Here is a 21814-nt window from a genome sequence, read left to right on the forward strand (position 1 = left end):
CCTGTCCAGTTCCCGGCCAGACATCCTGTCTTGGCTTTCATCCATCAGGCTCCTTGAGGTTCATTGCACATCGGGCCCGCGAAGGGCCCGAACGTGAAGTGTTAACGCACGCTGCGCAGCAGGAAGTCCGGCTGGCCACAGGAGCTGCGCTCCCGCTTCTGCATCTCGTCGGAGCAGGGAACGGCATCCGTCCCCTGCTTGTTGATGCAGATGTAGATCTCCCGCAGGAAACGGCCCCCATCGGCGCAGGCCACCGTGATGTTATCGGGGGCCAGCCACTCGTTGGCGCTCGCCAGATCGGCCTTGAGCTGGAAGCTGTTTTTGCGCAGCGGCTCTTCCGGCGATTGATAGGCGGCCGGGATCTTCACTTTCTGGCGCAGATCGCTGGCCAATTGGTGAAATGCCTCCTGGCTCAGCCCGGAACAGGTGCCGTGCTTCTCCCATTCATGGCGATAGAGGAAGCGGCTGGGGTAGAGCCCGGCAAACTGCTGCTCCATGTCCGCATCCAACCGCTCGCGGGTGCAGCTGGCGGGGTAGCCGCGCTGATACTGGGGCCAGAGACCGTGCAGCACGAACCCCAGCTTGCGGGCGCACTGCTCCCGATCCCCTGGCTTGATGGCGCAGTGCTCGGGCGACCAGGAGAGTGCCATGGCGTAATAGTCAAACTCCCCCGCATGGCCCTTGCCCTGTGCGGCGGAGATCCACAACAGCGACCCCACCAGCCATACCATGACCTGCTTCATCTCTCGTTCCCCCTCATCTCTTTGCACCCGGTGGCGCCCCATTTTGCGCCCTTATGCTCCCATAACAGGGAGTCAAAGAACAATCGCTCAAAATGGCCTTACTCACTGTGGGTCAGACCAGTAAAAGGTTTCCCCTGCCGGATCAGAGGCGTAAGCTGGCTCTCCGGCGGGCCTTCATGACGCGCCACGTTTCCCCGATTTCATCAGCAACAGGACGTAACATGATCCGCAAGAATCCCTCAGGTCACCTGCCCGTTATCGACGAATCCGCCTATATCGACAAGACCGCCATCATCTGTGGCAAGGTGATCATCAAGGAGAACGTGTTTGTCGGCCCCTATGCCGTGATCCGCGCAGACGAAGTGGACGAGAGCGGTGACATGGAACCCATCGTCATCGGCGCCAACTCCAACATTCAGGATGGCGTCGTCATCCACTCCAAATCCGGCGCTGCCGTCACCATCGGCGAGTTCAGCTCCATCGCCCACCGCAGCATCGTCCACGGCCCCTGCGAAGTGGGTAACCGGGTCTTCATCGGCTTCAACAGCGTGCTGTTCAACTGCCACATCGGCGAAGGGTCCGTGGTGCGCCACAACTCCGTGGTCGATGGCTGCGATATTCCCCCCGGCTTCTATGTTCCCTCCACCACCCGCATCAACCAGCAGACCGATCTGGCGCAGATCCCGCGCGTCACCGTGGACGCCACCGAGTTCTCCGAGGATGTGGCTCACACCAACATCGACCTGGTCAGGGGTTACAAGGCGCTCTCCAACGAGTTTTGATCCGGCGAGCGGTTCACGACACACAACGGGCGCCACGGCGCCCGTTGTCACAACTGTAAAGAGGGCGAAAAGAGGGTGTAAAGGTGGTTGAGCCGGGCGCACGCGTCGCGTTTGATGGGTGCGTTCCCATCAATGGAGTCATCATCATGTCACGCTATCCTGTCGCCCTTGCCCTGCTGCTGGGCACCACACTCCTTCATGCCGGCGAGATGCCGCCCCCGATGGGCGCCCGCCAGGGAGGCCCCATGACACCGCCCCCCTCAGTGCTCTATCACGCCAGCAAGCAGGGGGCGGATCCCCAGGCCCTGGTCCAGGCGCTGTCCAAAAACATTGATGCCGCCAAGCCGGATACCCGCTACGAGGTCACGGTCAGCGTGCGCGAACTGCCGCCCCAGCCACTCAAACCCCAGCCCGCCGGTGCGCCGCTCAAGGGGCAATGAGATGAGTCTGCACCGCCCTTCACTCTGGCTGCTTGCCATGGCCATCGCCCTGCCCGCCATGGCGGGTCCGGGGAACATGGGCAGACCGGGCGGATGGGAGAGCCCTGCCCCGCAGTACGGCCATGGGGCTGGCCCTGGCTTCGGCCACCGCGTCGACAGGCTGCCGGGAGGGGTGGAAACCCTGCTGCTGGCCGGGCTCACCTACTATGTGCTCGACGGCATTTTCTACCGTCGGCAGGAGAACCACTATGTGGTGGTCTCTCCGCCTCCTCAGGTCCTGGTGGTGGCAGAGACAGGGCTCATCCCCCTGGATCTGGATGGCCGCCGCTATTACGTCAGGGAGGGTCACTACTACCTGCGAGAAATAGACGGGCGCTACACCGAGGTGCCGCCGCCAGCGGCGCTGCGCTGAATCGCACGGAGGAACAGATACGAACAGGGGGCCTTGGCCCCTAATGCCGATCAGTTAAGGATCCATTGACCGATCCTCAGGCTGTGTAAGAATCCGAAACTCCTTGTTGGGTTTCGGATTTTTTTATGCGTATCGACCAAGCTCTCGACTTCATTCACGCCTGTCCTCCCGGAAAGTTTGAGTCCCTGTCTGACCTGCTGTCACCTGAACTGGTGCAGGCTTGCTTGGCCGAGACGGGCTCCGTCTCCTTGCGCCGACGGCGCATGCCCATGGAGCGGGTGCTATGGGCCATTATCGGGATGTCCTTGTTTCGTCATGTCCCTATGGCCCAGCTGGCCAACCAGCTCGATATCCTGTTACCCGGCGACCGGCCGTTTGTCGTCCCCAGCGCCTTCATCCAGGCGCGCCAAAAACTGGCTGACCAAGCCGTTCGACAGGTGTTCCAGCAGACCGCCACACTCTGGCATCAGCTGTGTCAGCACCCCACCTGGGCCGGCTTGCAGCTGCTGGCCGTGGACGGGGTGGTCTGGCGCACGCCCGATACTCCGGACAATGCCGGCGCCTTTGCCAAGTCGAAAACCGTCCAGGGGGAGACGCAATATCCCCAGGTCCGCATGTTGTGTCAGATGGAGCTGACCAGTCATCTGCTGACCCAGACAGTGATGGACTCCTGTGCGGTAAACGAGATGGTGTTGGCAGAGCAACTGATTGAAAAAACACCCGATAATAGCCTGACCCTGTTCGATAAGGGCTTCTACTCACTGGGGTTACTCCATGCCTGGCAACGCCAGGGCGTAGCGCGTCACTGGCTTATTCCGCTGAAAAAGGGGGCTCAATACGAGGTCATCCGCAAGCTGGGGCGGCAGGATGTGCTGGTACGCCTCAGAGCCAGTCCGCAGGCCAAGAAGAAGTGGAGCGAGTTGCCGGAGCAGTTCGAAGCCCGGCTGCTGACCCGGACGGTAAACGGCAAGGAGCGGCAGGTGCTGACCTCGCTCACCGACCCGCTGCGCTTCCCGGCCAGCGAGTTGATGGAGCTATACCAGAATCGCTGGGAAATCGAGCTGGGCTATCGGGAGATGAAACATAGCCTGCAACAGCACCGGCTGACGCTGCGCAGCAAGAAACCCGATGGAGTAAGGCAGGAGCTATGGGGCTTGGTATTGGCCTATAACCTACTGAGATATCAGATGGTTAGGATGGCGGCGAGCTTAAAGGGCTATACGGCCAGCCAGTTGAGCTTTCACATGGCATCGGTGTATCTGCTGCATGAACTCAGTTGCCTGCCGTTTGTGTCACCGGGCATGGTTCCAGGGCGTGTCGCTGAGTTGGACAAACAGGCAGAGCAGTTCAAGTTACCCGCCCGCCGAGAACGAAGTTACCCAAGGTGCATCAAAGCCAAACCACAGAAGTATGCGACGAGAAAACCTAGTAAAAACAATGCCAGTCAGGCTTAACTGACTGGCATTAGGCCTTGGCCCCCTCTTTCATTACCGGAGTGTTTACCCCACTCGGGCCTGAGCCGCGTACCTCAGGAGGGCTCATGCAGGGGCAGCGTCATGGTCACTCTCAGCCCCCCCTGTGCACGATTGCGCGCCTGGATGGTGCCGCCCTGCAGAATCACCGCCTTGCGGGCGATGGCGAGCCCGAGCCCGTAGCCCTTGCCCATGCGGGGTGAGCCGATGCGCACGAAGGGGTCGAAGATCCCCGCCAGCTTCCCCTCCTCCACCCCGGGCCCCCGATCGGCGATGGAGAGCTGCACCTCCTGGCCCAGGCGCAGCAAGCGAACACTCACCATCTGGCCCGACTGCGAGAAGCGCAGGGCGTTGCGCACCACGTTCTCCACGGCGCAGCGCACCAGCTCCGCATGCCCCAGCAGGAGGCAACCCTCCCCCAGCGCCGCCTCGAGCCCTATCTCGACCCCGGATTGCTGGGCTTCGAACCTGGCATCCTGGACGACGGTCTCTACCAGCGCCCGCAGGTCGTAGTGGCTCTGCTCAAGCCCGTGGCCCTGCTCGGCACGGGAGAGGGTCAGCAGCTCCCCAATCATCCTGTCCATCCGCTCCGTCTCGAGCCGGATCCGCGCCAGGGCGTCGCTTGCCTTCTCCGGGCGCTGCTCCGCCAGGCCGATGGCCATCTGGATGCGGGCCAGGGGGGATCGCAGCTCGTGGGAGACGTCGTGGAGCAGCTGCTCACGCCCCTCGACCAGTTGCTGCAGCCGCTCCACCATGAGATCGAACTCCTGCGCCACCTCCGTCAGTTCGTCCCGACGCCAGCGCAGGGCGGGCCACAGCCGCACCCCCAGATCCCCCCTGGCCACCCGATCGAAGCTGCGCCGCAGGGCGTTCATGGGCCGGGTCAGGTGCCAGGCGAACAGAATGCTGAACAAGAGTCCCCCCAGGCCGCCAATCCAGAGCATGGGCGGGGGAATGTTGAGCCAGGAGAGGGGGCCGGGAGCCGGCCCGCCGGGGAGGATACGCGGGTCCGCTCTGGTCTGCAGCAGATAGGTCTGCCCGTCGCTGGCAATCACGGTGCGTGTCAGCACGGTGCCCGGGCCAGGTTCCCCGGAGGCTGGCAGCTTGGATGCCCGGGGCGCTGGCCGGGGAGGCGCATCGGAGACATCGAGGAGTGTTATCTGCAGCAACGGCGGCGACATGGCCTGACTCAATGCCGTCGCAGCCTCGATTCCCCCCTTTGCCAGCACGGCTGCCGCCATCTCCAGATGCTGGCTCGCCAACTGCTGGGCCAGGTGCTCTTCCGGGGGAGCACGCTCGGCACGAAAACCGAGCCAGAGCAGTTGGCTGACCAGCACGATGGCCAGCCAGAACCCCAGCAGAATCTTCCAGAACAAACGTCCCTTGAGGATCACCGTATCTTGTACCCTATGCTGCGCACCGTCTCTATGGTGACGGCCTCCCCCGCCTTCTGCTGCAGTTTCTGCCTCAGGTTGCAGATGTGCACATCGACGCTGCGATCATAGGCCTCCCGCAGGCGCCCTACCCCTTGCAGGGAGAGGGTGTCCTTGGTGACCACCTGCTCCGGTGCTCGCACCAGCAACACCAGCATGTTGAACTCGGTGGCGGTCAGCTCCAGCGGCTCCCCCTGCCAGAGGCAGACCCGGTTGGCCGGGGTGACCGTCAGATCCCCCAGGATGAGGGCATCCGGCGAGGGGGTTGCGCTCCCCCCCTCGTTGACCCGCCGCAGAACGGCCCGCAGCCGGGCCACCAGCTCCCTGGGGTAGCAGGGTTTGGGCACATAGTCATCGGCCCCCATCTCCAGTCCCACCACTCGATCCACGTTGTCCCCCTTGGCGGTCAGCATGATGATCGGCAGGCGGCTGCGCTGGCGCACCTGGCGCAGCACCTCGGTGCCGCTCAAGTCGGGCAGCATCACATCCAGCAGCAGGGCGCTGTAACGGCCGGAGAGGGCATGGTGCACACCTTCCCCTCCGGTCAGCACCTGGGTGGTATCAAACCCTTCTCCCCCCAGGTATTCACTCAACATGGCGCCCAGTTCGGCATCGTCATCCACCAGCAGGATCTTCATATGCGGTCTCCCTTGTCGGCGGCCATTTTCGCCGCTTGCCACGCACTTGGCAGCCATTTTTACGAAACCCTTACGCTTGGCGCAAAGAGCCTTAACCCGGCTCTGGGGTAGAGTGCCGCCGTGATCGTCATTCAGGATACAGGTTGTCATGCCCACGTTCTCCCCTCGTCTCTTCTGGCTGCTGCCCCTGTGCGCCCTCGCCCTGTTGCTGGCCTGGCGCCCCCAGGCCAAGGCACCCGCCAGCGACTACATCACCGCCAGTGCAAAGACCCGGGATCTGGAGCAGCTCATCATGGCGGACGGCACCCTGAAGGCGCGCAAGCAGGTGAGCGTGGGCGCCCAGGTGTCGGGCCAGATCAAGAAACTGCACGTGACTCTGGGGCAGGAGGTCAAACAGGGGGATCTGCTGGTCGAGATCGACGATCTGCCCCAGCAGAACGCCCTCAAGGATGCCCTGGCCCAGCGCGACAACCTCCAGGCCCAGCTGGATTCCAAAGAGGCCACCCTTCGCAATGCCCGCCTGGCATACCAGCGCCAGCGGCAGATCGTCGCAAGAGGTCTTGGCAGCACGGCCGACCATGACAGCGCCAAGGCGACCCTGGACGAGACCCTGGCCGATATCCGGGCCCTCAACGCCCAGCGGGTGCAGGCCGAGATCGCGGTGGACACAGCCCGGGTCAACCTGGGGTATACCCGGATCCTGGCCCCCCTCTCCGGTACCGTGGTGGCCATGCCGGTGGAGGAGGGGCAGACCCTCAACGCCAGCCAGAGCACCCCTACCCTGCTCAAGATTGCCCAGCTCGACACCATGACGGTGGAGGCCAGGATCTCCGAGGCCGACGTCATCAACGTCCGGGTCGGCATGCCGGTCTATTTCACCATTCTTGGCAACAGCCAGCGCCGCTTCGAGGGATCCCTGCGGGCCATCGAGCCCGCCCCCGACACCATCAATGACGACGACACCACCAGCAGCAGCGACAGCAGCGCCATCTATTATCACGGCCTGTTCGAGGTGCCCAACCAGGATGGCCAGCTCAGGATCAGCATGACGGCCCAGGTCTATCTGGTGATAGCCCAACTCAAACAGGCGCTGGTGATCCCGGCCATCGCCCTGCAGGGGGATCAGGTCAGGGTGGTCGACAACGGGGGCAAGATCAGCCTGCGCCGGGTCAAGGTCGGTCTGAACAACAAGGTGGACGCCCAGATCCTGTCTGGCCTGAGCGCCGGTGAGCGGGTCATCGTCAGCGAAGTGAGCGCAGGTCAGAGCAACGCCGCCGGGGGCATGCCGCCCCCCATGGGGATGTGACCATGGGCGCCTTGTTGCAACTGCGCGGCATCCGCCGCCACTTCGGAGAGGGTGAGCGCACCGTCACCGTGCTCGACGGTATCGATCTGACGATCGCCCGTGGGGAGATGGTGGCCATCGTCGGCGCCTCGGGCTCCGGCAAATCCACCCTGATGAACCTGCTGGGCTGCCTGGATCAGCCGAGCGAGGGGGCCTATCTGGTGGCCGGGCGCGATACCGCCACCCTCAGCCGGGACGAGCTCGCCGCCCTGCGCCGGGAGCACTTCGGCTTCATCTTCCAGCGTTATCACCTACTGGCGGACCTCGACGCCCGCACCAACGTGGAGGTGCCCGCCCTCTACGCCGGCCTGGATCCGGCCGAGCGACGCCAGCGGGCCGAGGCCCTGCTGACCCGGTTCGGCCTCGCCAGCCGGCTCAACCACAAACCGAGCCAGCTCTCCGGCGGCCAGCAGCAGAGGGTCAGTATCGCCCGTGCCCTCATCAACGGCGGTGAGGTGATCCTGGCCGACGAGCCGACCGGGGCCCTCGACAGCCAGAGCGGCGCCGAGGTGATGGCGAGCCTCCAGGCCCTGCACCGCCAGGGCCACACCCTGGTGATCGTCACCCACGACATGGAGATCGCCCGCCACGCCGAGCGGATCATCGAGCTCAAGGATGGTCGGGTGATCGCCGATCGCCGCACCCGTGAGCCAGAGGTTGTTCCCCAGGCTTCCCAGGCCGCCGCCAAGACGTCCGCCAGGGGGCAGATCCCGCTGATGGCGGGGCTCGGCAATGCCCTGCGAATGGCGCTGCGGGCCATGGTTGCCCAGCGTCTGCGCACCTTTCTCACCATGCTCGGCATCATCATAGGTATCGCCTCGGTCGTGACCGTGGTGGCCCTCGGCCAGGGCTCCCGGGAGCGGGTGCTGGAGAACATCAACGCCATGGGCACCAGCACTCTGGAGGTGTTCCCCGGCCGCGGCTTCGGGGACATGCGCTCCGCCACCATACAGACCCTGAGGATCGGGGACGCCGAGGCCATCGCCGGGCTGAACTACGTGCACAGCGTCACCCCCAGCCTCAGCACCAGCGCCACCCTGCGTCTTGGCAGCACCGCCGTCTCCGGCACCATCAACGGGGTCGGCGCCCAGTTCTTCCAGGTCCGGGGCTATCGACTGGCCCAGGGCATGGGCTTCGATCGCCAGAGCGAGGAGAGCCTGGCCCAGGAGGTGGTGATCGACGAGCACACCCGGGACAAGCTGTTCGCCCCGACCCAGTCCCCCCTGGGCCAGGTGATCCTGCTGGGGGATCTGCCCTGCCGGGTGATCGGGGTCGCCATCAAGAACCAGAGCGGCTTTGGCAGCGACGAGACCCTCAACGTCTGGATCCCTCATACCACCGCCATGAGCCGCCTGCTGGGGCAGAGCCATCTGCGCAGCATCAGCGTGCGGGTGCGGGACGAGGTGAGCCTGGACGCCGCCCAGGATGGCATCAGCCGCCTGCTCACCCTGCGCCACGGCAGCCAGGACTTCTTCCTGCTCAACACCGACAGCATCCGCCAGACCATCAGCCAGACCAGCGCCACCCTGACCACGCTGATCGCCCTCATCGCCCTCATTTCCCTGATCGTCGGGGGCATAGGGGTGATGAACATCATGCTGGTCTCGGTCACCGAGCGCACCCGGGAGATAGGGGTGCGGATGGCGGTCGGCGCCCGGACCCGGGACATCCAGCAGCAGTTCCTCATTGAAGCCGTGCTGATCTGCCTGCTGGGGGGCGTGCTCGGCATCGTCCTCTCCCTGGTGCTGGGCCAACTGTTCGACCACTTCAGCAGCGGCGTCCGGATGAGCTACTCCCTTGCCGCCATGGGGGTGGCCTGCCTCTGCGCCAGCCTGATCGGGGTGATCTTCGGCTTCGCCCCGGCCCGCCAGGCCGCCAGGCTGGATCCCATCCACGCACTGGAGCGCGAATAGCCCGCCTTGACGCCGGGGTGACGCCACTCACCCCGACACCGGATCGGGGGCCGATGCCCGGCCCCGCCACCAAGCCTGAACGCCCGCACTTCTTCCCAGACTGCGCGGGTTCTTTGACCGGGTCCCGTACCCGGTCTTTTTTTGTCTCCCGCCCGCCACACCCACAAAAAAGCCGCCCGAAGGCGGCTCTTGTCATCACGGGCCAGGCGGTTATCCGGGCCATCAGGCGCCGATGATGCCGCCATCGTCCCGGGTGATCCGCAACACGGCGGAGCGGGGAATGGCGGTGCCGCCGTCCGGGAAATGGGAGGGCGCCCCCTCCTCACCCGGGTGCTGCACCCCGACGAACAGGGTGCGCCAGTCAGGCGTGAAGGTGAGGCCCGTTATTTCGCAGGCCACGGGGCCGGTCAGGAAGCGGCGCACCTCGCCGCTCGCGGGATCGGCGCACAGCATCTGGTTGTTGCCCATGCCGGCAAACTGCTTCTCGTTGGAGTAGTCGCCGTCGGTCTGGATCCAGAGCCGCCCCGCCTCGTCGAAACCGATGCCGTCCGGGCTGTTGAACATGTTGTCCGGATGGATGTTGGCACTGCCCGCCATCAGCCCCTCCTTGTGCACGCCGGGGTTGCCCGCCAGCAGGAAGAGATCCCACTCGAAGCTGTCGCTCCCGTGATCGTCCCCCATCGGGCGCCAGCGGATGATCTGGCCATAGGGGTTCTCGGCCCTGGGGTTGGCGCCATCGAGAGGTTGGTTCTCCTTGATGCCGCGGTTCTTGTTGTTGGTCAGGGTGCAGTAGACCTCGGCCCTGTGGGGATGCACGGCCACCCACTCGGGCCTGTCCATGGTGGTGGCGCCGAGCCGGGTCGCCGCCTCCCGGGCGAAGATGAGCACCTCCCCCTGATCGGCGAAGCCGTTCTCCCGGGTCAGGCCGTGCTGGCCGTGTACCAGGGGCAGCCACTGGCCAGTGCCCTTGAGCTCCCCCTCCTTGGCCTCGAAGCGGGCCACATAGAGGGTGCCCTCGTCCAACAGATCCCGGTTGGCGGGGTCATTGCCCGGCGCCACCTTGTTCTTCGAGACAAAGCGGTAGATGTGCTCCCCCCGCTCGTCGTCGCCGAGGTAGACCACGGCGCGGCCATCCTGGTTGACGGTGAAGGCCGCATTCTCATGCTTGAAGCGGCCAAGGGCGGTACGCTTCTTCGGGGTGGAGGCGGGATCGCGGGGATCGATTTCCACCACCCAGCCGAAGCGGTGCGGCTCCTGGGGATGCTTCGCGAGATCGAACCGCTCGTCAAATTTGTGCCAGCCAAAGCCTGCATCCTCGGCGGCCAGGCCGTAGCGGGCGGCGCGCTGGTCCAGCACCGGCTTGCCCTCGCTGCCGAAGTAGCCGTTGAAGTTCTCCTCGCAGGTGAGGTAGGTGCCCCAAGGGGTCTGGCCATTGGCGCAGTTGTTGAAGGTGCCAAGGGCGGTGCGCCCCTCGGGATCGGCCTGGGTCTTGAGCAGGGCATGGCCCGCCGCCGGGCCGCTCAATGTCATGGGGGTCGTGGCGGTGATGCGGCGGTTGAGGGCCCCCTTGGGGTTGGCCTGCCACTTGCCATCGACGCGCACCAGCTCCACCAGGGAGACCCCGTGGGCCGCCTGGGCCTTGGCGACGGCGCCGGCACTGAGGGCCTTGCCGCCATCCGCAAACAGGTATTCGTAGTTGGTGTATTCGTTGTTGACGGCGAGCAGGGCGCGATCCGGGCCCAGGGAGAAGAAGCTCATACCGTCGTTGTTGTCGCCAAACTGGCGGGCCTGGGCCTTGGCATCGTTGCTTTGGGCAAAGGCGGGGGCATCGGGGAAGAGGGCATCTCCCCAGGCGATCAGCACCTCGGCCTTGTAGCCGGGCGGCACCACTATGGTGTCGGCCACCGAGGCGGGCACGGCCTGGAAGCCAAGCAGCGGCTGGGTTGCGGCGGCCACGGCCTGGGCCACGGGGCTCGCGGCAAAGAAGGCCACCATGCTGGCGGCGCCCACCCCTTTGAGGAAGCCACGGCGGCTGAGATCCGCCTCGATGAGGCGGTTGAACGCCGGCTCCTGCTCGCGGGGGTGGTTGGCACTGTCTTTCTCGTCAAAACGGCTCATCGGCTTTTCCTTGTTATCTCGGCGCAATCATTGCGTCATCACGGCGTCCGGCCACAGCATGGCAGCGCTTTATTAAACGAGAATGACAAATGATGAGATAACCGGCTGGCCCGGCAAGACGCCACCGCCAACGACAAGGGGCGGTGGACACCAGTCCCACCGCCCCGAAAGACACATCGCCGACAGAAGCTCTCCCTTCTAGCCGCACTTCTTCAGGCTGATATGCCAGTTGGCGCCGGATTGCACCTGATGTTTGGCGGCGAAGCTGTCCATGTTCAGCGCCACCGACACCTGCAACAGGCTGTTGAGGTAGACCAGGGGCTGGCCCTCCGGCACATCGCCAAAGCTGCTGACGTAGGGGGCCTTGCCCTCGTATTTCAGCGCATCCCCTTCGCTGATCCTGATGCAGGCGTTGTCCCCCTTGTGGATACCCGCCTTGGTCAGCAGGCTGTCGTCGATATTGGTCCAGACGTTGCCGTACTGCACGTCCAGGATCGGAATGGTGCCCTTGAGGGTACCGTCTTGCTCGGTCACCGCCGGCTGATAGGGGATGGTCACCACCTCGGCGGGCAGCAGAGGCCCCACCTGCTCGAAGCTGATGGCACCGGAGGCGAGGCGCGCGCCGGTGTAGGCGTAGACGTCGCGGCCGTGGAAGGTGTAGGACTTCTCGGAGCCCTTGAGGCGGTTGGTTTTCTCGTCTATCTGGCGCACCGCCTCGATGCCCAAGTGCTCCGCCACCAGGGTCAGGGTGCCGTTGTCCGGGCTGACGATGTAGTGGCCGCTCCTGGTCTTCAGTACCACCGACTTGCGTTCGGTGCCGACACCGGGGTCCACCACGCTGACGAAGACGGTGCCCGCGGGCCAGTATTGCAGGGTCTGATAGAGGCGGTAGGAGGCTTCCCAGATGTTGTAGGCCGGGATCTCGTGGGTCAGGTCATGGAGCGGCAGGGTGCGGTCCACCCCGAAGGCGACCCCCTTCATGGCCGAGACGGCGCCATCCTTGAGACCGAAGTCGGTCTGGAACACCAGAGCCTCGTTGGCAAGGGCACTCGCCCCCACCAGAGAGAGAGCGAGCACGAGGGCGCGGGGGACGATACGAATATCCATGTCAGGGCTCCTTTAAAGACGTTTGGACGTCCAGATTGCCACTCATGGGGATCTTTGCAACCCCTGATGCCCGAATGGGGGGCGAAATGACTCGCCAATCCGCCCCGTGCGGGTGTATCCATGGGGCATCCAACGCCGGGAGCACACCAGATGACCAGAGAGCATCACGACACCATTTTGCTGAGCCTGGGCAATACCCGAAGCCAGGTCGCGCTCACCGCGGCCGATGGCACCAGCCAGACATTTGCATTGACACTGGGGCTCGATGCCCTGACCCCGGGACCCTTTCGCCGGGATCCGCCGACGCCCCTGGAGCTTGAGCAAGCCATCATGGTGGTGGAGGATGTGCTGATGCCCCTCGCGGCACGGATCCCGCCCCACCCCGTGCTGCACCTGCAAAGCCCGGAGCCCCTGGCCGAGGTGCTAGGCAACCGGGTGCAGAACCGGGAAAACATAGAGCGGTTGTTCGGCCAGCTTGCCGCCATGGTGGAGGGGGATCCCCTGGCCTCGGCCCAGTTGCCGAGGGAGAGGCGCATCGCAGCAGCCCTGCTGATCCTGCGGGAGTGGATGCACCACCTGGATGCCGGGAGCGTCGTCCTGGTCGATGGGTGATGCCCTGTCACACAGCGGGCTCGAAGGGATGCCGTGACACCGCCCAGGCCAGCCCCAGGCTTGTCAGGGTGCTGCCGACGAAGAGCAGATCCAGCGCGACGCCAAGACCGGCCCCGTCGCTCACCCAGCCCAGCAACACGGGTACCCAGTTCGCCACATAGGCGATCACATAGAAGAGGGAGAGCAGCCGCGCGTGGCTGGTCGGGGGCGCGATGCGATTGATCAGGGTCGCACTGCCCACGAACACGGCCCCCTGGGCATAGCCCGCCACCAGCAGCCCGAGTCCCGCCAGCCAGCTGGGCAGGCCGTGAACGGCCCCGGCAAAGAGCAGCACGCACAGCGCCAGGGCCAGCACGCCGCTTTGCAGGGTATGGCGGGCATCGAGGCGACGGGCCCAGAGCTGGCAAAGCCCGGAGAAGACCAGATAGGCCGCGACAAGATAGCCGAACAGCCCCAGATCCGTCATGCCCAGCATCTCGCTCACCACCTTGGGACCCATGGCCAGCAAGCTGGCCGCCACCGCCCAGGCGGTGAAGAGCGCCAGGGCGCAAAGGAAGAACCCGGCCCCCGTGGCCCTGAGCCCCTCTCCCAGGGAGCCGCCACTCTGCCCGCTCGGGGCGGCCTCCGTCGCCCTCACCCCTTTGGGCCAGCTCAACACCAGCCCCCCGATGGCGCAGGCCGCCATCCCCAGGATCAGCAGAAACGGCAGCGTGGTCGGGTAGAGATCCTGCTGCAGCGCCAGCCCGCTGAACACGGGGCCAAGGGCCAGCCCGGCGGTGAAAGACAATGTGGCGCTCAGCGCCGCCCGCTTGCCCCCATCCCTGGGGCCAAAACGTAGCAGCGCCACATTGGCGGCACCGGTCAGGCTGCCCGTGCCAATCCCGGCCAGCAGCCGCGCCAGCAAAAGGGTCCAGAAGCTGTCGGCCAGGGAGAAGAGCAGGGCCCCGCCCCCGACCGCCACCAGGGCAGGCAGGATCAGGGTGCGCAGATCCGCCACGCGTCCTGCCAGGTTGCCCACCCCGAACAAGGCGATGAGCACGCCCCCCGCATAGCCGCCATAGATGAGGCTGAGGCCGAGATCGCTCAGGGCCAGCGCCGCCTGGTAATGGGGATAGAGCGGGGTAGGCACGCTGCTGTTGAGCAGGGCCGACATCAGGGCGAGGGAGAGAAACCAGCGCAGACGAGGATGGACAACCTGACCTGGCTCGCAAGCCGGGACGCTTGAGACAGACATGGACACTCCAGTGGCAGACGAATGAAGCCGCAATCGGGAGCGACATCATAGCGATCCCGCCCACCCCGGACTGCGGCAGTTCTGCATCACGCCGACTCAATCCTGCATCACGTCGAGGTGGCGCGCGCCCTTGGCCGGGGAGCCGCAGGCACGCACCGGACCCGGTCTATCCCCTTGTGCTGCCATCCCCGCTGGCATCTAATATTGCGGCGCCAATCGGGCGTTCTGCTTGAGTGAGGAGCAAGCATGATCAACTGGGACGATGCCCGCTTCTTCCTGGCCCTGGCACGGCGGGGCAGCCTGCGACAGGCCGGACTCGAGCTCGGGGTGGATCAGGCCACCGTCGGGCGGCGGATCACCCTGCTCGAGCAGCAGCTGGGGGCCAAGCTGTTTATCCGCACCCCCAGACACTATCGGCTCAGCCCCCTCGGGGAAGCGCTGCAGCCCCAGGCCGAGGCCATGGCGCAGGCGGCCCTGGCCATGATGCGCACCGCAAGCCTGGGGGAGCTGGAAGGGGAGGTTTGTATCGCCACTACGGATACCCTGGCCCAGGGCTTCGTGCTGCCCGCGTTCACCCTGCTGCGCCAGCGCCACCCCGGCATCCGCCTCAAGTTGCTGACCGCCGTCAGCGTGAGCGACATCCCCAATCAGGAGGCGGATCTCGCCATTCGCAGCGTGCGCCCCGAGCAGGGAGATCTCGTGGTCAAACGGCTCGCCACCATCAAGATGGGGCTCTACGCCTCTCCCGACTACCTGGCCAGGCGAGGCACGCCCCGCTCGGGTCAGGCACTGCAAGAGCACGACCTGTTGCTCTTTCCCAGAGAGCTGGTGGCCCGTCACTGGCTGAGTCTGTGCGGCGAACCGCTCCACGAGCCCAACGTGGTCCTGCAGAGCAATGCCCAGCTGGTGCTGATGGCCGCCGCCCGGCAGGGGCTCGGCATCGCCCTGCTCTCCACCTTCCTCGCCGAGGAGGATCCCGCCCTGGTGCGCCTGCTGCCTGACCAGCACGATCCCATCGACATCTGGATGGTGCTGCACCCGGACGTGCAGAAGACGGGCCGAATGCGCGCCCTGGTGGCAGCCCTGGAGGAGGTGTTCCAGCCCCTGCAACAGACCCAGCCCTCCGCCACCCCCTGTCAAACGCACAGGGATTGAGCGGGTATGCCCCCCATACGGGGCACTTTCTTCGCAACGAACCATGTTAGAGTCCGCCGCTGTTTTTTCCTTTGATAACGGGGCCTTACATGAAGAAGTTTGTTGTTTCATCCAGTGTCATCCTGATGGCGGGCTTGCTGACAGCCTGTGCGAGCGAGTCGTCGCGCACCCTGGAGGTACCCAAGGTTGCCTCCTATCAGAGCCACTATCAGGGCGCACGCAGCCCCATCGCCGTCGGCAAGTTCGACAACCGTTCCAGCTACATGCGTGGCATCTTCTCCGACGGCGTGGACCGGCTGGGCAACCAGGCGAAAACCGTGCTGATCACCCACCTGCAGCAGACCGGCCGCTTCAGCGTGCTGGATCGCGACAACATGGCGGAGATCCAGGCCGAAGCCGGGATCAAGCAACAGGCTCAGCAACTCAAGGGCGCCGACTACGTGGTCACCGGCGACGTCACCGAGTTTGGTCGCAAGGAAGTCGGTGATCATCAGCTGTTTGGCATCCTGGGTCGCGGCAAGTCACAGATCGCCTATGCCAAGGTCAACCTGAACATCGTCAACGTCACCACCTCGGAAGTGGTCTTCTCTTCCCAGGGTGCCGGGGAGTACGAACTCTCCAACCGCGAGATCGTCGGCTTCGGCGGCACCGCCAGCTACGACTCCACCCTGAACGGCAAGGTGCTGGATCTCGCCATCCGCGAGGCCGTCAACAATCTGGTGAACGGCATCGAGACCGGTGCCTGGCGCCCGGCCCAATGAGGAGAGACGAGATGACGCTGTTCCGTCCTTCTCTGCTGCTGGTCAGCGGCCTGCTGCTGAGCGCCTGCGCCCAGGGGCCGCAGACGCTCTACAACTGGGAGCAATATCAGGGAGTGGTTTACCAGCACATGCAGGGTGACGACACCGGGGTCGAAGCGCAGATCGATGCGCTGGAGAAAAACCAGCAAGAAGCGAGCGCCAAGGGGCAGGCTGTGCCACCGGGCTTTCACGCTCACCTCGGCATGCTGTACGCCCAGCTCGGCAAGGATGCCCAGACTCGCGAGCAGTTCGAAACCGAGAAGCGCCTCTTCCCCGAATCGGCCCCCTTCATGAACTTCCTGATGTCCAACAAGAAGGGAGAGACCCAATGACCCTGCGCCCCCTCCTTGCCCTCACGCTGGGCGCCCTCCTCCTGGGCGGCTGCGCACAGGGCCCCGGCTACGACTACAGCAACTTCAAGGAGAGCAGACCAACCTCCATTCTGGTGCTGCCGCCGGTGAATCACTCGCCGGACATCAAGGCGGGCCCCAGCCTGCAATCCCAGATCACCTATCCGCTCGCCGAGTCCGGCTATTACGTGCTGCCGGTGGCGGTTACCAACGAGACGTTCCGGCAGAACGGCGTGACCGAGCCCGCCGACATCCAGGCGCTGCCCATCAAGAAGCTCCACGAGATCTACGGTGCCGATACCGCCCTCTACCTCGACATCAAGGAGTACGGCACCAGCTATCTGGTCATCTCCAGCGAGACAGTGGTCACCGCCAGTGCCCGCCTGGTGGATCTGCGCACCGGCAAGATGCTGTGGGAAGGCAGTGCCAGCGCCAGCAGTGCCGAGCAGCAGGGCAATTCGGGGGGCGGCCTCATCGGCATGCTGGTGGTGGCGGTGGTCAATCAGATTGCCAACACCCTGACCGACAAGGGCCATGAAATCGCCGGCATCACCAGCGTCAGGCTGCTCAGTGCCGACATGCCCAACGGCATCCTCCCTGGCCCCCGCTCGCCGAAATACCAGGCTCGCTAAGGCGCCTGTCACAGTCCACACAAGAGGGCGCCATGCCCTCTTGTTTCAGCCCCCCCCCCTTTTCCCCGCCCACCATCGAATACGATCTTATCGTCTATCTTTTTGATATTACTGGCTCATTTTTGTGCATACCCCATGGCACCCCACCAACTTCATCTGGTGATGCCCGGCAAAATCAGTTACAAAAAAGGCCTCTGTCACCACGGAAGCGTTCACGCCATGGCCGCCTCACTGCTGCGTTTCCTCCCCCGTCGATGGCTCACCCGACTTGGCTGGCTCTGCCTGGCCCTGATGGGGCTCGGATTGGTGTGCAACTACACCTACTTCGTCATCAGGCACGACATGGCGCTCATCACCGCCAAGCAGCCCAACCTGTTCGAGGTGTTCTATCAGCGGGCTCGCATCCTGGCGCCAGAGAAACTGGCCGCCTTCATCGACAACAGCAGCATCAAGATGCCCATCTTCAGCGAGAACGGGGATGCGACGGCCTATGCCTATGGCTATGATCTCCCCACCCTGAAGCGCCTGGCGGTCATTCCCGTGTTGCCCCCGGCCAACCAGATGCTCCTCGCCTACCAGTACGTCATCTCCAACCCCGAGGTCCTCAACCTCTACGCCTTCTATGATGATCGCCGCATGCTTGGCATGGTCGCCAGCAAGGGGATGCTGCCGAGCCAGTTGTTGCCCATCAACACCGACCTCAATGACATCGAGCCCTGGACCCACTATTTCGGCTGCGCCTTTTTCGCGGCCACCCATGTCCCCTGCAGCACGGATGAAACCTGGGTATCCGAGATCTACACCGACACCTTCACCGGACTGAATACCATCACCCTCTACTTCCCCTTCGTCTATTACGAGCCTGCCATCAAGGACTACCGCTATGGGCTCAAGGGCATCGACATCGCCGTCGACCGGGCGTTCAAGGAGGTGCTGCACCCCTTCGAGAGCCTCAATCCGACCCGGACCGTCCTCTCCTTCGAAGAGGTCGAGCCCTGCCGCCCGTTCCACCTCTGCCTGAGCACGCCGCTGATGCGCACTCAGGCAGGCAATGACCTCTACCTCAAGTGGTCATACAGTTACGGCGATTTCATCCGGTCCGTGCTCTACGGGGCGGCCTTCAAGCTCTATCTCATCATCCTGCTGCTGATCATGCTGACGGGGCGCAGCCTGGTTACCCGCCTGCGCACCCTAGCCCAGACCGACCACCTGACCCGACTGCCGCGCCGTGACATCCTGAACGAGGCGCTGCTGCAGGAGCACGACTACCTGATGATCCTCGACATCGACAACTTCAAGTCCGTCAACGATACCCATGGCCACGGGGTGGGTGACCTGGCGCTCGTCGCCTTCGCCGCTCACCTCAAGGCCAATATTCGCAAGGGCGATGTCGCCATTCGCTGGGGCGGGGAAGAGTTCATCGTGCTGTTCAAGGGGATGGACGATGACAACATGGTGCATCACTCCGCCGCCCGCCTGCTGGAGCGGCCATTGCGCATCCCCGAACTGCCCGCCCCCATCACCTTCTCCGCCGGAGTGACCCGCATTCGCGATTACCTGACGGTGGCCGAGGCGGTGCAACTGGCCGACGATCTGCTCTATCACGTCAAGCAGCACGGCAAACGCAATATCGCCTATTACCAGGGGCAGACCATCCGCCTTGTCCGCGATCTGGGCGCCGATTAGGCCCCCTGAGCGCCCCGGCTTCTGCCGCGCCCCCGCTATCTGTTACCATCCCGCCACGCTGATTGTTTCCGTCCCTGCCACGGGGCGGGATAACCCCATACTGGTGCCCTATGTCCATTGCCTCCTTCGCCGAACTGGCCCTCTCCCCCCGCTTGCAGCAAACCCTGACCGAGCTCGGCTACGCCGCCCCCACCCCGGTGCAGGCCAGCGCCATCCCCCTGATCCTCGCGGGGCGGGATCTGATGGCGGGCGCCCAGACCGGCACCGGCAAGACCGCCGCCTTCGTGCTGCCACTGCTGGAGCAGTTGCTGCAACACCCGACGAGCGATGGCCCTCGCCCCATTCGCGCCCTGGTGCTGGTGCCGACCCGCGAGTTGGCGGTGCAGGTTGCCGAGAGCGTCACTCGCTACGCCAGGGGCACCGACCTCACCAGCACCCAGGTCTACGGCGGGGTGAGCATCGCCGCACAGGTGGAGGCGCTGAACGCCGGGGTGGATATCCTCATCGCCACCCCGGGCCGCCTGCTCGATCACCTGCGCCAGGGGGCGCTCACGCTGGCCGAACTGCGTCATCTGGTGTTTGACGAGGCGGACCGGATGCTCGACATGGGCTTTATGGACGAGATCAAGGCGCTGCTGAAGCAAATCCCGGCGGATCGCCAGACCCTGCTGTTTTCGGCCACCTGCGACGACAACCTCTTTGCCCTCTGCAAGGTGCTGCTGCGCGACCCGGCGCTGGTGGAAATGGCACCGCGCAACACCACGGCGGCCGAGGTGGAGCAGCGGGTCTATGCGGTGGACAGCGATCGCAAGGTGGCACTGGTCCAACACATGCTGACCGTGAAGGGCTGGGCACCGGCGCTGATCTTCAGCCGCACTCGCCAGGGGGCCGACAAGCTGGCCCAGCAGCTTGGCAAGGGGGGCATCAATGCGCTGGCCTTCCACGGAGATCTGTCACAGAGCGCGCGGGAAAACGTGCTGCTGGCGTTTCGCGCCGGCACCTTGCAGGCGCTGGTGGCCACCGACGTGGCGGCTCGCGGCCTCGATATCAGCGATCTCAACCATGTGATCAATCTGGAGTTCCCCCATCAGCCCGAGGATTACGTCCACCGCATCGGGCGCACCGGCCGCGCCGGCAACAAGGGGCTCGCTATCACCCTGTTCAGCCCGGAAGACGCCCCCCTGCTGGAAAAAGTCGAAGCTGTGCTCGATACCCGCTTGCCCCAGCAGTGGTTCCCGGGCTTTGAACCGGATCTCACCCGCTTCGACCCCGAGCCGCGCCGCGCCAGCAAGGGCGCCCAGAAGCAGAAGGCCAGAAAGCAGGCCCTCGCGGGCAACAAGGGCGGCAAGGGACGAAAATCCTGACACGACTGTTTGCTGGGACAGCCATGCGCCTGCCCCAGCATCACCACTCTCCAGACCCTGGCCTGTGGGGTGACGCCAACCGCTTTCCTGCCTCTCCCCCTTGTTTTTCTCAACGCCCTCCTCCTCAGTCCGCTTGCCCTGACCCGGCGACCCTTTGCCACACTCTGCTACAAAAGAGGTAGTCAGGGGGCACACTTTCGCCACAAAGCAGGCGTGCAATGGAGGCATGGACAAGGAGGACATCATGAAACCCGCATCCCTCGTCTGGGCCCTGCCCCTGACCCTCACCCTGCTCTGGCTCGCTGGCCTCACCCAGTGGCCCGCCGGTCTCTGGCCCTGGCGCCACGAACTGCTGATCCTGACCGGTCTGATTGGCCTTGGCGCCATGACCCTCTCTTTGCTGCTCGCCCTGCGCCTGCCCAGGCTCGAAGCCTGGTGCGGCGGGCTGGATCGCATGTTGCACCTGCACCGCAGCAGCGCCCTCTGGGCCACCGGCACCCTGGTGGCCCACTGGCTGCTGGTGGAAGCCCCCAAGTGGGCTGTCGCCGCCGACTGGCTGACCCGGCCGGCGCGCCGCGGAGCTGGTGCTGGTGCTGGTGCTGGTGCTGGTGCTGGTGCTGGTAACGATGCCCTCTGGCACAACCTCGGCAATACCCTGGGGGAATGGAGTTTCTATCTGCTGCTGGCGCTGGTGGTGGTAAGCCTGCTGGCGGTGGTGCGCTACGAGCGCTTCAAGGTGGTTCACCGGCTGGCTCCGGTCATCTATCTGATGGGCTGGCTGCACGGGCTCTGCCTGCTGCCGCGCATCGGCGCCCTGACCCCGGTCGGCCTGACCCTGCTTATCGGCGGCGGGCTGGGGGCTCTGGGGGCGCTCTACTCCCTGTTTGGCCGGGTGGGGCGGGACGCACGCCGCCAAGGGGCGGTCAGCGCCCTCACCCCTCTGGACGAGCGCACCCTGGAGATCCGGGTTGGCCTCACCGCGCCCCTGCACGGCTATCGCCCGGGGCAGTTCGCCTTCTTCGACTTTGCCGGGCGCGGCGAGCCCCACCCCTACACCCTGGTCGATGTCTCGGCGGATGGCCGCACCCTCACCCTGGCGGTGCGCGCCCTCGGGGATCACACCCGCTGGCTGCACCGCCACCTCAAGGTGGGGAATGCGGTCACCGTGACCGGCCCCTATGGCGCCTTCGCCTTGCCGGATCCGGCCCCGGCGCTCTGGGTGGGCGCCGGTATCGGCATCACCCCCTTCGTCGCCTGGCTGGAGGCCCTGGTACGCCGTGGTGAACAACGCCCCGGCACCACTTTGCTGCAATGCGCCCCCAGCGCCGAGGCCGCCCCCTATCACGGTCGGCTGGCCGAGCTGTGCCGCCGGGTCGGGATCGATTACCGGCTACACCTGGAATCCGAGCGTGGCCGACTGGATCTCGCCGCCCTGGGCCAGCGCCAGCACACCCCGGTGTGGTTCTGCGGCCCCGAGCCCATGGCCCACACCCTGGATGCCCATCTGGCCACCCCGCTGCACCGGGAGCTGTTTCGCTTTCGCTGACGGGCCAGCCGGCGCAGTCAGCCATCGGCTGC

Annotated in this window: 20 protein-coding genes; 14 read left to right on the forward strand and 6 right to left on the reverse strand. The window is 65.0% G+C overall.

Annotated features, from left to right (window positions below):
• Nucleotides 1–101 precede the first annotated feature (101 nt).
• The gene (locus C2U37_RS03260; RefSeq protein ID WP_104451806.1) at nt 102–743 is read right to left on the reverse strand and encodes a ribonuclease T2 family protein; all 642 of its coding nucleotides are present in this window, start codon (nt 741–743) and stop codon (nt 102–104) included.
• A 221-nt stretch (nt 744–964) separates the two neighbouring features.
• On the opposite strand from C2U37_RS03260, the gene C2U37_RS03265 reads away from it, so the two are divergent.
• The 4 genes from C2U37_RS03265 (at nt 965) to C2U37_RS03280 (ending at nt 3831) form a co-directional block, all read left to right on the forward strand.
• Nucleotides 965–1525, forward strand: coding sequence for a gamma carbonic anhydrase family protein (locus C2U37_RS03265; RefSeq protein WP_104451807.1), 561 nt, complete (start codon nt 965–967; stop codon nt 1523–1525).
• Nucleotides 1526–1671: 146 nt separating this feature from the next.
• Nucleotides 1672–1965: a hypothetical protein gene (locus tag C2U37_RS03270; protein ID WP_042877801.1), complete on the forward strand. Its 294-nt coding sequence runs from the start codon at nt 1672–1674 to the stop codon at nt 1963–1965.
• Between the two features lies 1 nt (nt 1966).
• Nucleotides 1967–2377: a DUF6515 family protein gene (locus C2U37_RS03275; RefSeq protein WP_010672950.1), complete on the forward strand. Its 411-nt coding sequence runs from the start codon at nt 1967–1969 to the stop codon at nt 2375–2377.
• Nucleotides 2378–2502: 125 nt separating this feature from the next.
• Nucleotides 2503–3831 carry an IS4 family transposase gene (locus C2U37_RS03280; protein ID WP_010676218.1) on the forward strand — a complete coding sequence of 443 codons (1329 nt, stop codon included), beginning with the start codon at nt 2503–2505 and terminating at the stop codon, nt 3829–3831.
• Between the two features lie 74 nt (nt 3832–3905).
• On the opposite strand, the gene C2U37_RS03285 is transcribed toward C2U37_RS03280, so the two are convergent.
• Together C2U37_RS03285 and C2U37_RS03290 are read right to left on the reverse strand one after the other, a co-directional pair.
• Nucleotides 3906–5225: a HAMP domain-containing sensor histidine kinase gene (locus C2U37_RS03285; protein WP_233768452.1), complete on the reverse strand. Its 1320-nt coding sequence runs from the start codon at nt 5223–5225 to the stop codon at nt 3906–3908.
• A gap of 14 nt (nt 5226–5239) precedes the next feature.
• On the reverse strand, nt 5240–5920 hold the full coding sequence (locus C2U37_RS03290; protein WP_104451809.1) for a response regulator transcription factor: 681 nt from the start codon (nt 5918–5920) through the stop codon (nt 5240–5242).
• A gap of 148 nt (nt 5921–6068) precedes the next feature.
• Between C2U37_RS03290 and C2U37_RS03295 the strand changes: the two genes are divergently transcribed.
• Both C2U37_RS03295 and C2U37_RS03300 read left to right on the forward strand, forming a co-directional pair.
• A complete protein-coding gene (locus tag C2U37_RS03295; RefSeq protein ID WP_104451810.1) occupies nt 6069–7226 on the forward strand; it encodes an efflux RND transporter periplasmic adaptor subunit in 1158 nt (385 codons plus the stop codon).
• A 2-nt stretch (nt 7227–7228) separates the two neighbouring features.
• On the forward strand, nt 7229–9178 hold the full coding sequence (locus C2U37_RS03300; RefSeq protein ID WP_104451811.1) for a MacB family efflux pump subunit: 1950 nt from the start codon (nt 7229–7231) through the stop codon (nt 9176–9178).
• Nucleotides 9179–9400: 222 nt separating this feature from the next.
• Here C2U37_RS03300 and C2U37_RS03305 read toward each other — a convergent pair whose 3' ends face one another.
• Nucleotides 9401–11296, reverse strand: a complete 1896-nt coding sequence (locus tag C2U37_RS03305) for a PhoX family protein (protein WP_104451812.1) — start codon at nt 11294–11296, stop codon at nt 9401–9403.
• 198 nt (nt 11297–11494) lie between these two features.
• Nucleotides 11495–12403, reverse strand: coding sequence for an SAM hydrolase/SAM-dependent halogenase family protein (locus C2U37_RS03310; protein ID WP_104451813.1), 909 nt, complete (start codon nt 12401–12403; stop codon nt 11495–11497).
• A 150-nt stretch (nt 12404–12553) separates the two neighbouring features.
• Here C2U37_RS03310 and C2U37_RS03315 point away from each other — a divergent pair, with 150 nt between their 5' ends.
• Nucleotides 12554–13015, forward strand: coding sequence for a hypothetical protein (locus C2U37_RS03315; protein ID WP_104451814.1), 462 nt, complete (start codon nt 12554–12556; stop codon nt 13013–13015).
• A gap of 7 nt (nt 13016–13022) precedes the next feature.
• Here the strand turns inward: C2U37_RS03315 and C2U37_RS03320 are convergent, their stop codons facing one another.
• The gene (locus tag C2U37_RS03320) at nt 13023–14249 is read right to left on the reverse strand and encodes an MFS transporter (RefSeq protein ID WP_104451815.1); all 1227 of its coding nucleotides are present in this window, start codon (nt 14247–14249) and stop codon (nt 13023–13025) included.
• A 246-nt stretch (nt 14250–14495) separates the two neighbouring features.
• Here C2U37_RS03320 and C2U37_RS03325 point away from each other — a divergent pair, with 246 nt between their 5' ends.
• The 7 genes from C2U37_RS03325 to C2U37_RS03355 all read left to right on the forward strand — a co-directional run bounded on the left by C2U37_RS03325 (nt 14496) and on the right by C2U37_RS03355 (nt 21782).
• Nucleotides 14496–15404, forward strand: a complete 909-nt coding sequence (locus C2U37_RS03325) for a LysR family transcriptional regulator (protein WP_104451816.1) — start codon at nt 14496–14498, stop codon at nt 15402–15404.
• A gap of 89 nt (nt 15405–15493) precedes the next feature.
• Entirely contained in the window at nt 15494–16165 is a 672-nt protein-coding gene (locus tag C2U37_RS03330; protein ID WP_029313711.1) for a CsgG/HfaB family protein, read from the forward strand.
• 11 nt (nt 16166–16176) lie between these two features.
• Complete coding sequence (locus C2U37_RS03335) at nt 16177–16536, forward strand: DUF4810 domain-containing protein (protein WP_042016536.1); 360 nt, start codon at nt 16177–16179, stop codon at nt 16534–16536.
• On the forward strand, nt 16533–17186 hold the full coding sequence (locus C2U37_RS03340) for a DUF799 domain-containing protein (RefSeq protein WP_104451817.1): 654 nt from the start codon (nt 16533–16535) through the stop codon (nt 17184–17186). Before C2U37_RS03335 ends, C2U37_RS03340 begins: the two co-directional genes overlap by 4 nt.
• Nucleotides 17187–17405: 219 nt before the next feature.
• Entirely contained in the window at nt 17406–18872 is a 1467-nt protein-coding gene (locus C2U37_RS03345) for a GGDEF domain-containing protein (protein ID WP_104451818.1), read from the forward strand.
• A gap of 110 nt (nt 18873–18982) precedes the next feature.
• The gene (locus tag C2U37_RS03350) at nt 18983–20236 is read left to right on the forward strand and encodes a DEAD/DEAH box helicase (protein WP_104451819.1); all 1254 of its coding nucleotides are present in this window, start codon (nt 18983–18985) and stop codon (nt 20234–20236) included.
• Nucleotides 20237–20462: 226 nt separating this feature from the next.
• On the forward strand, nt 20463–21782 hold the full coding sequence (locus C2U37_RS03355; RefSeq protein ID WP_104451820.1) for a ferredoxin reductase family protein: 1320 nt from the start codon (nt 20463–20465) through the stop codon (nt 21780–21782).
• Nucleotides 21783–21814: the final 32 nt, after the last annotated feature.

Source organism: Aeromonas sp. ASNIH1 (assembly GCF_002934285.1).
In the GTDB taxonomy this organism is placed as follows: domain Bacteria; phylum Pseudomonadota; class Gammaproteobacteria; order Enterobacterales; family Aeromonadaceae; genus Aeromonas; species Aeromonas caviae.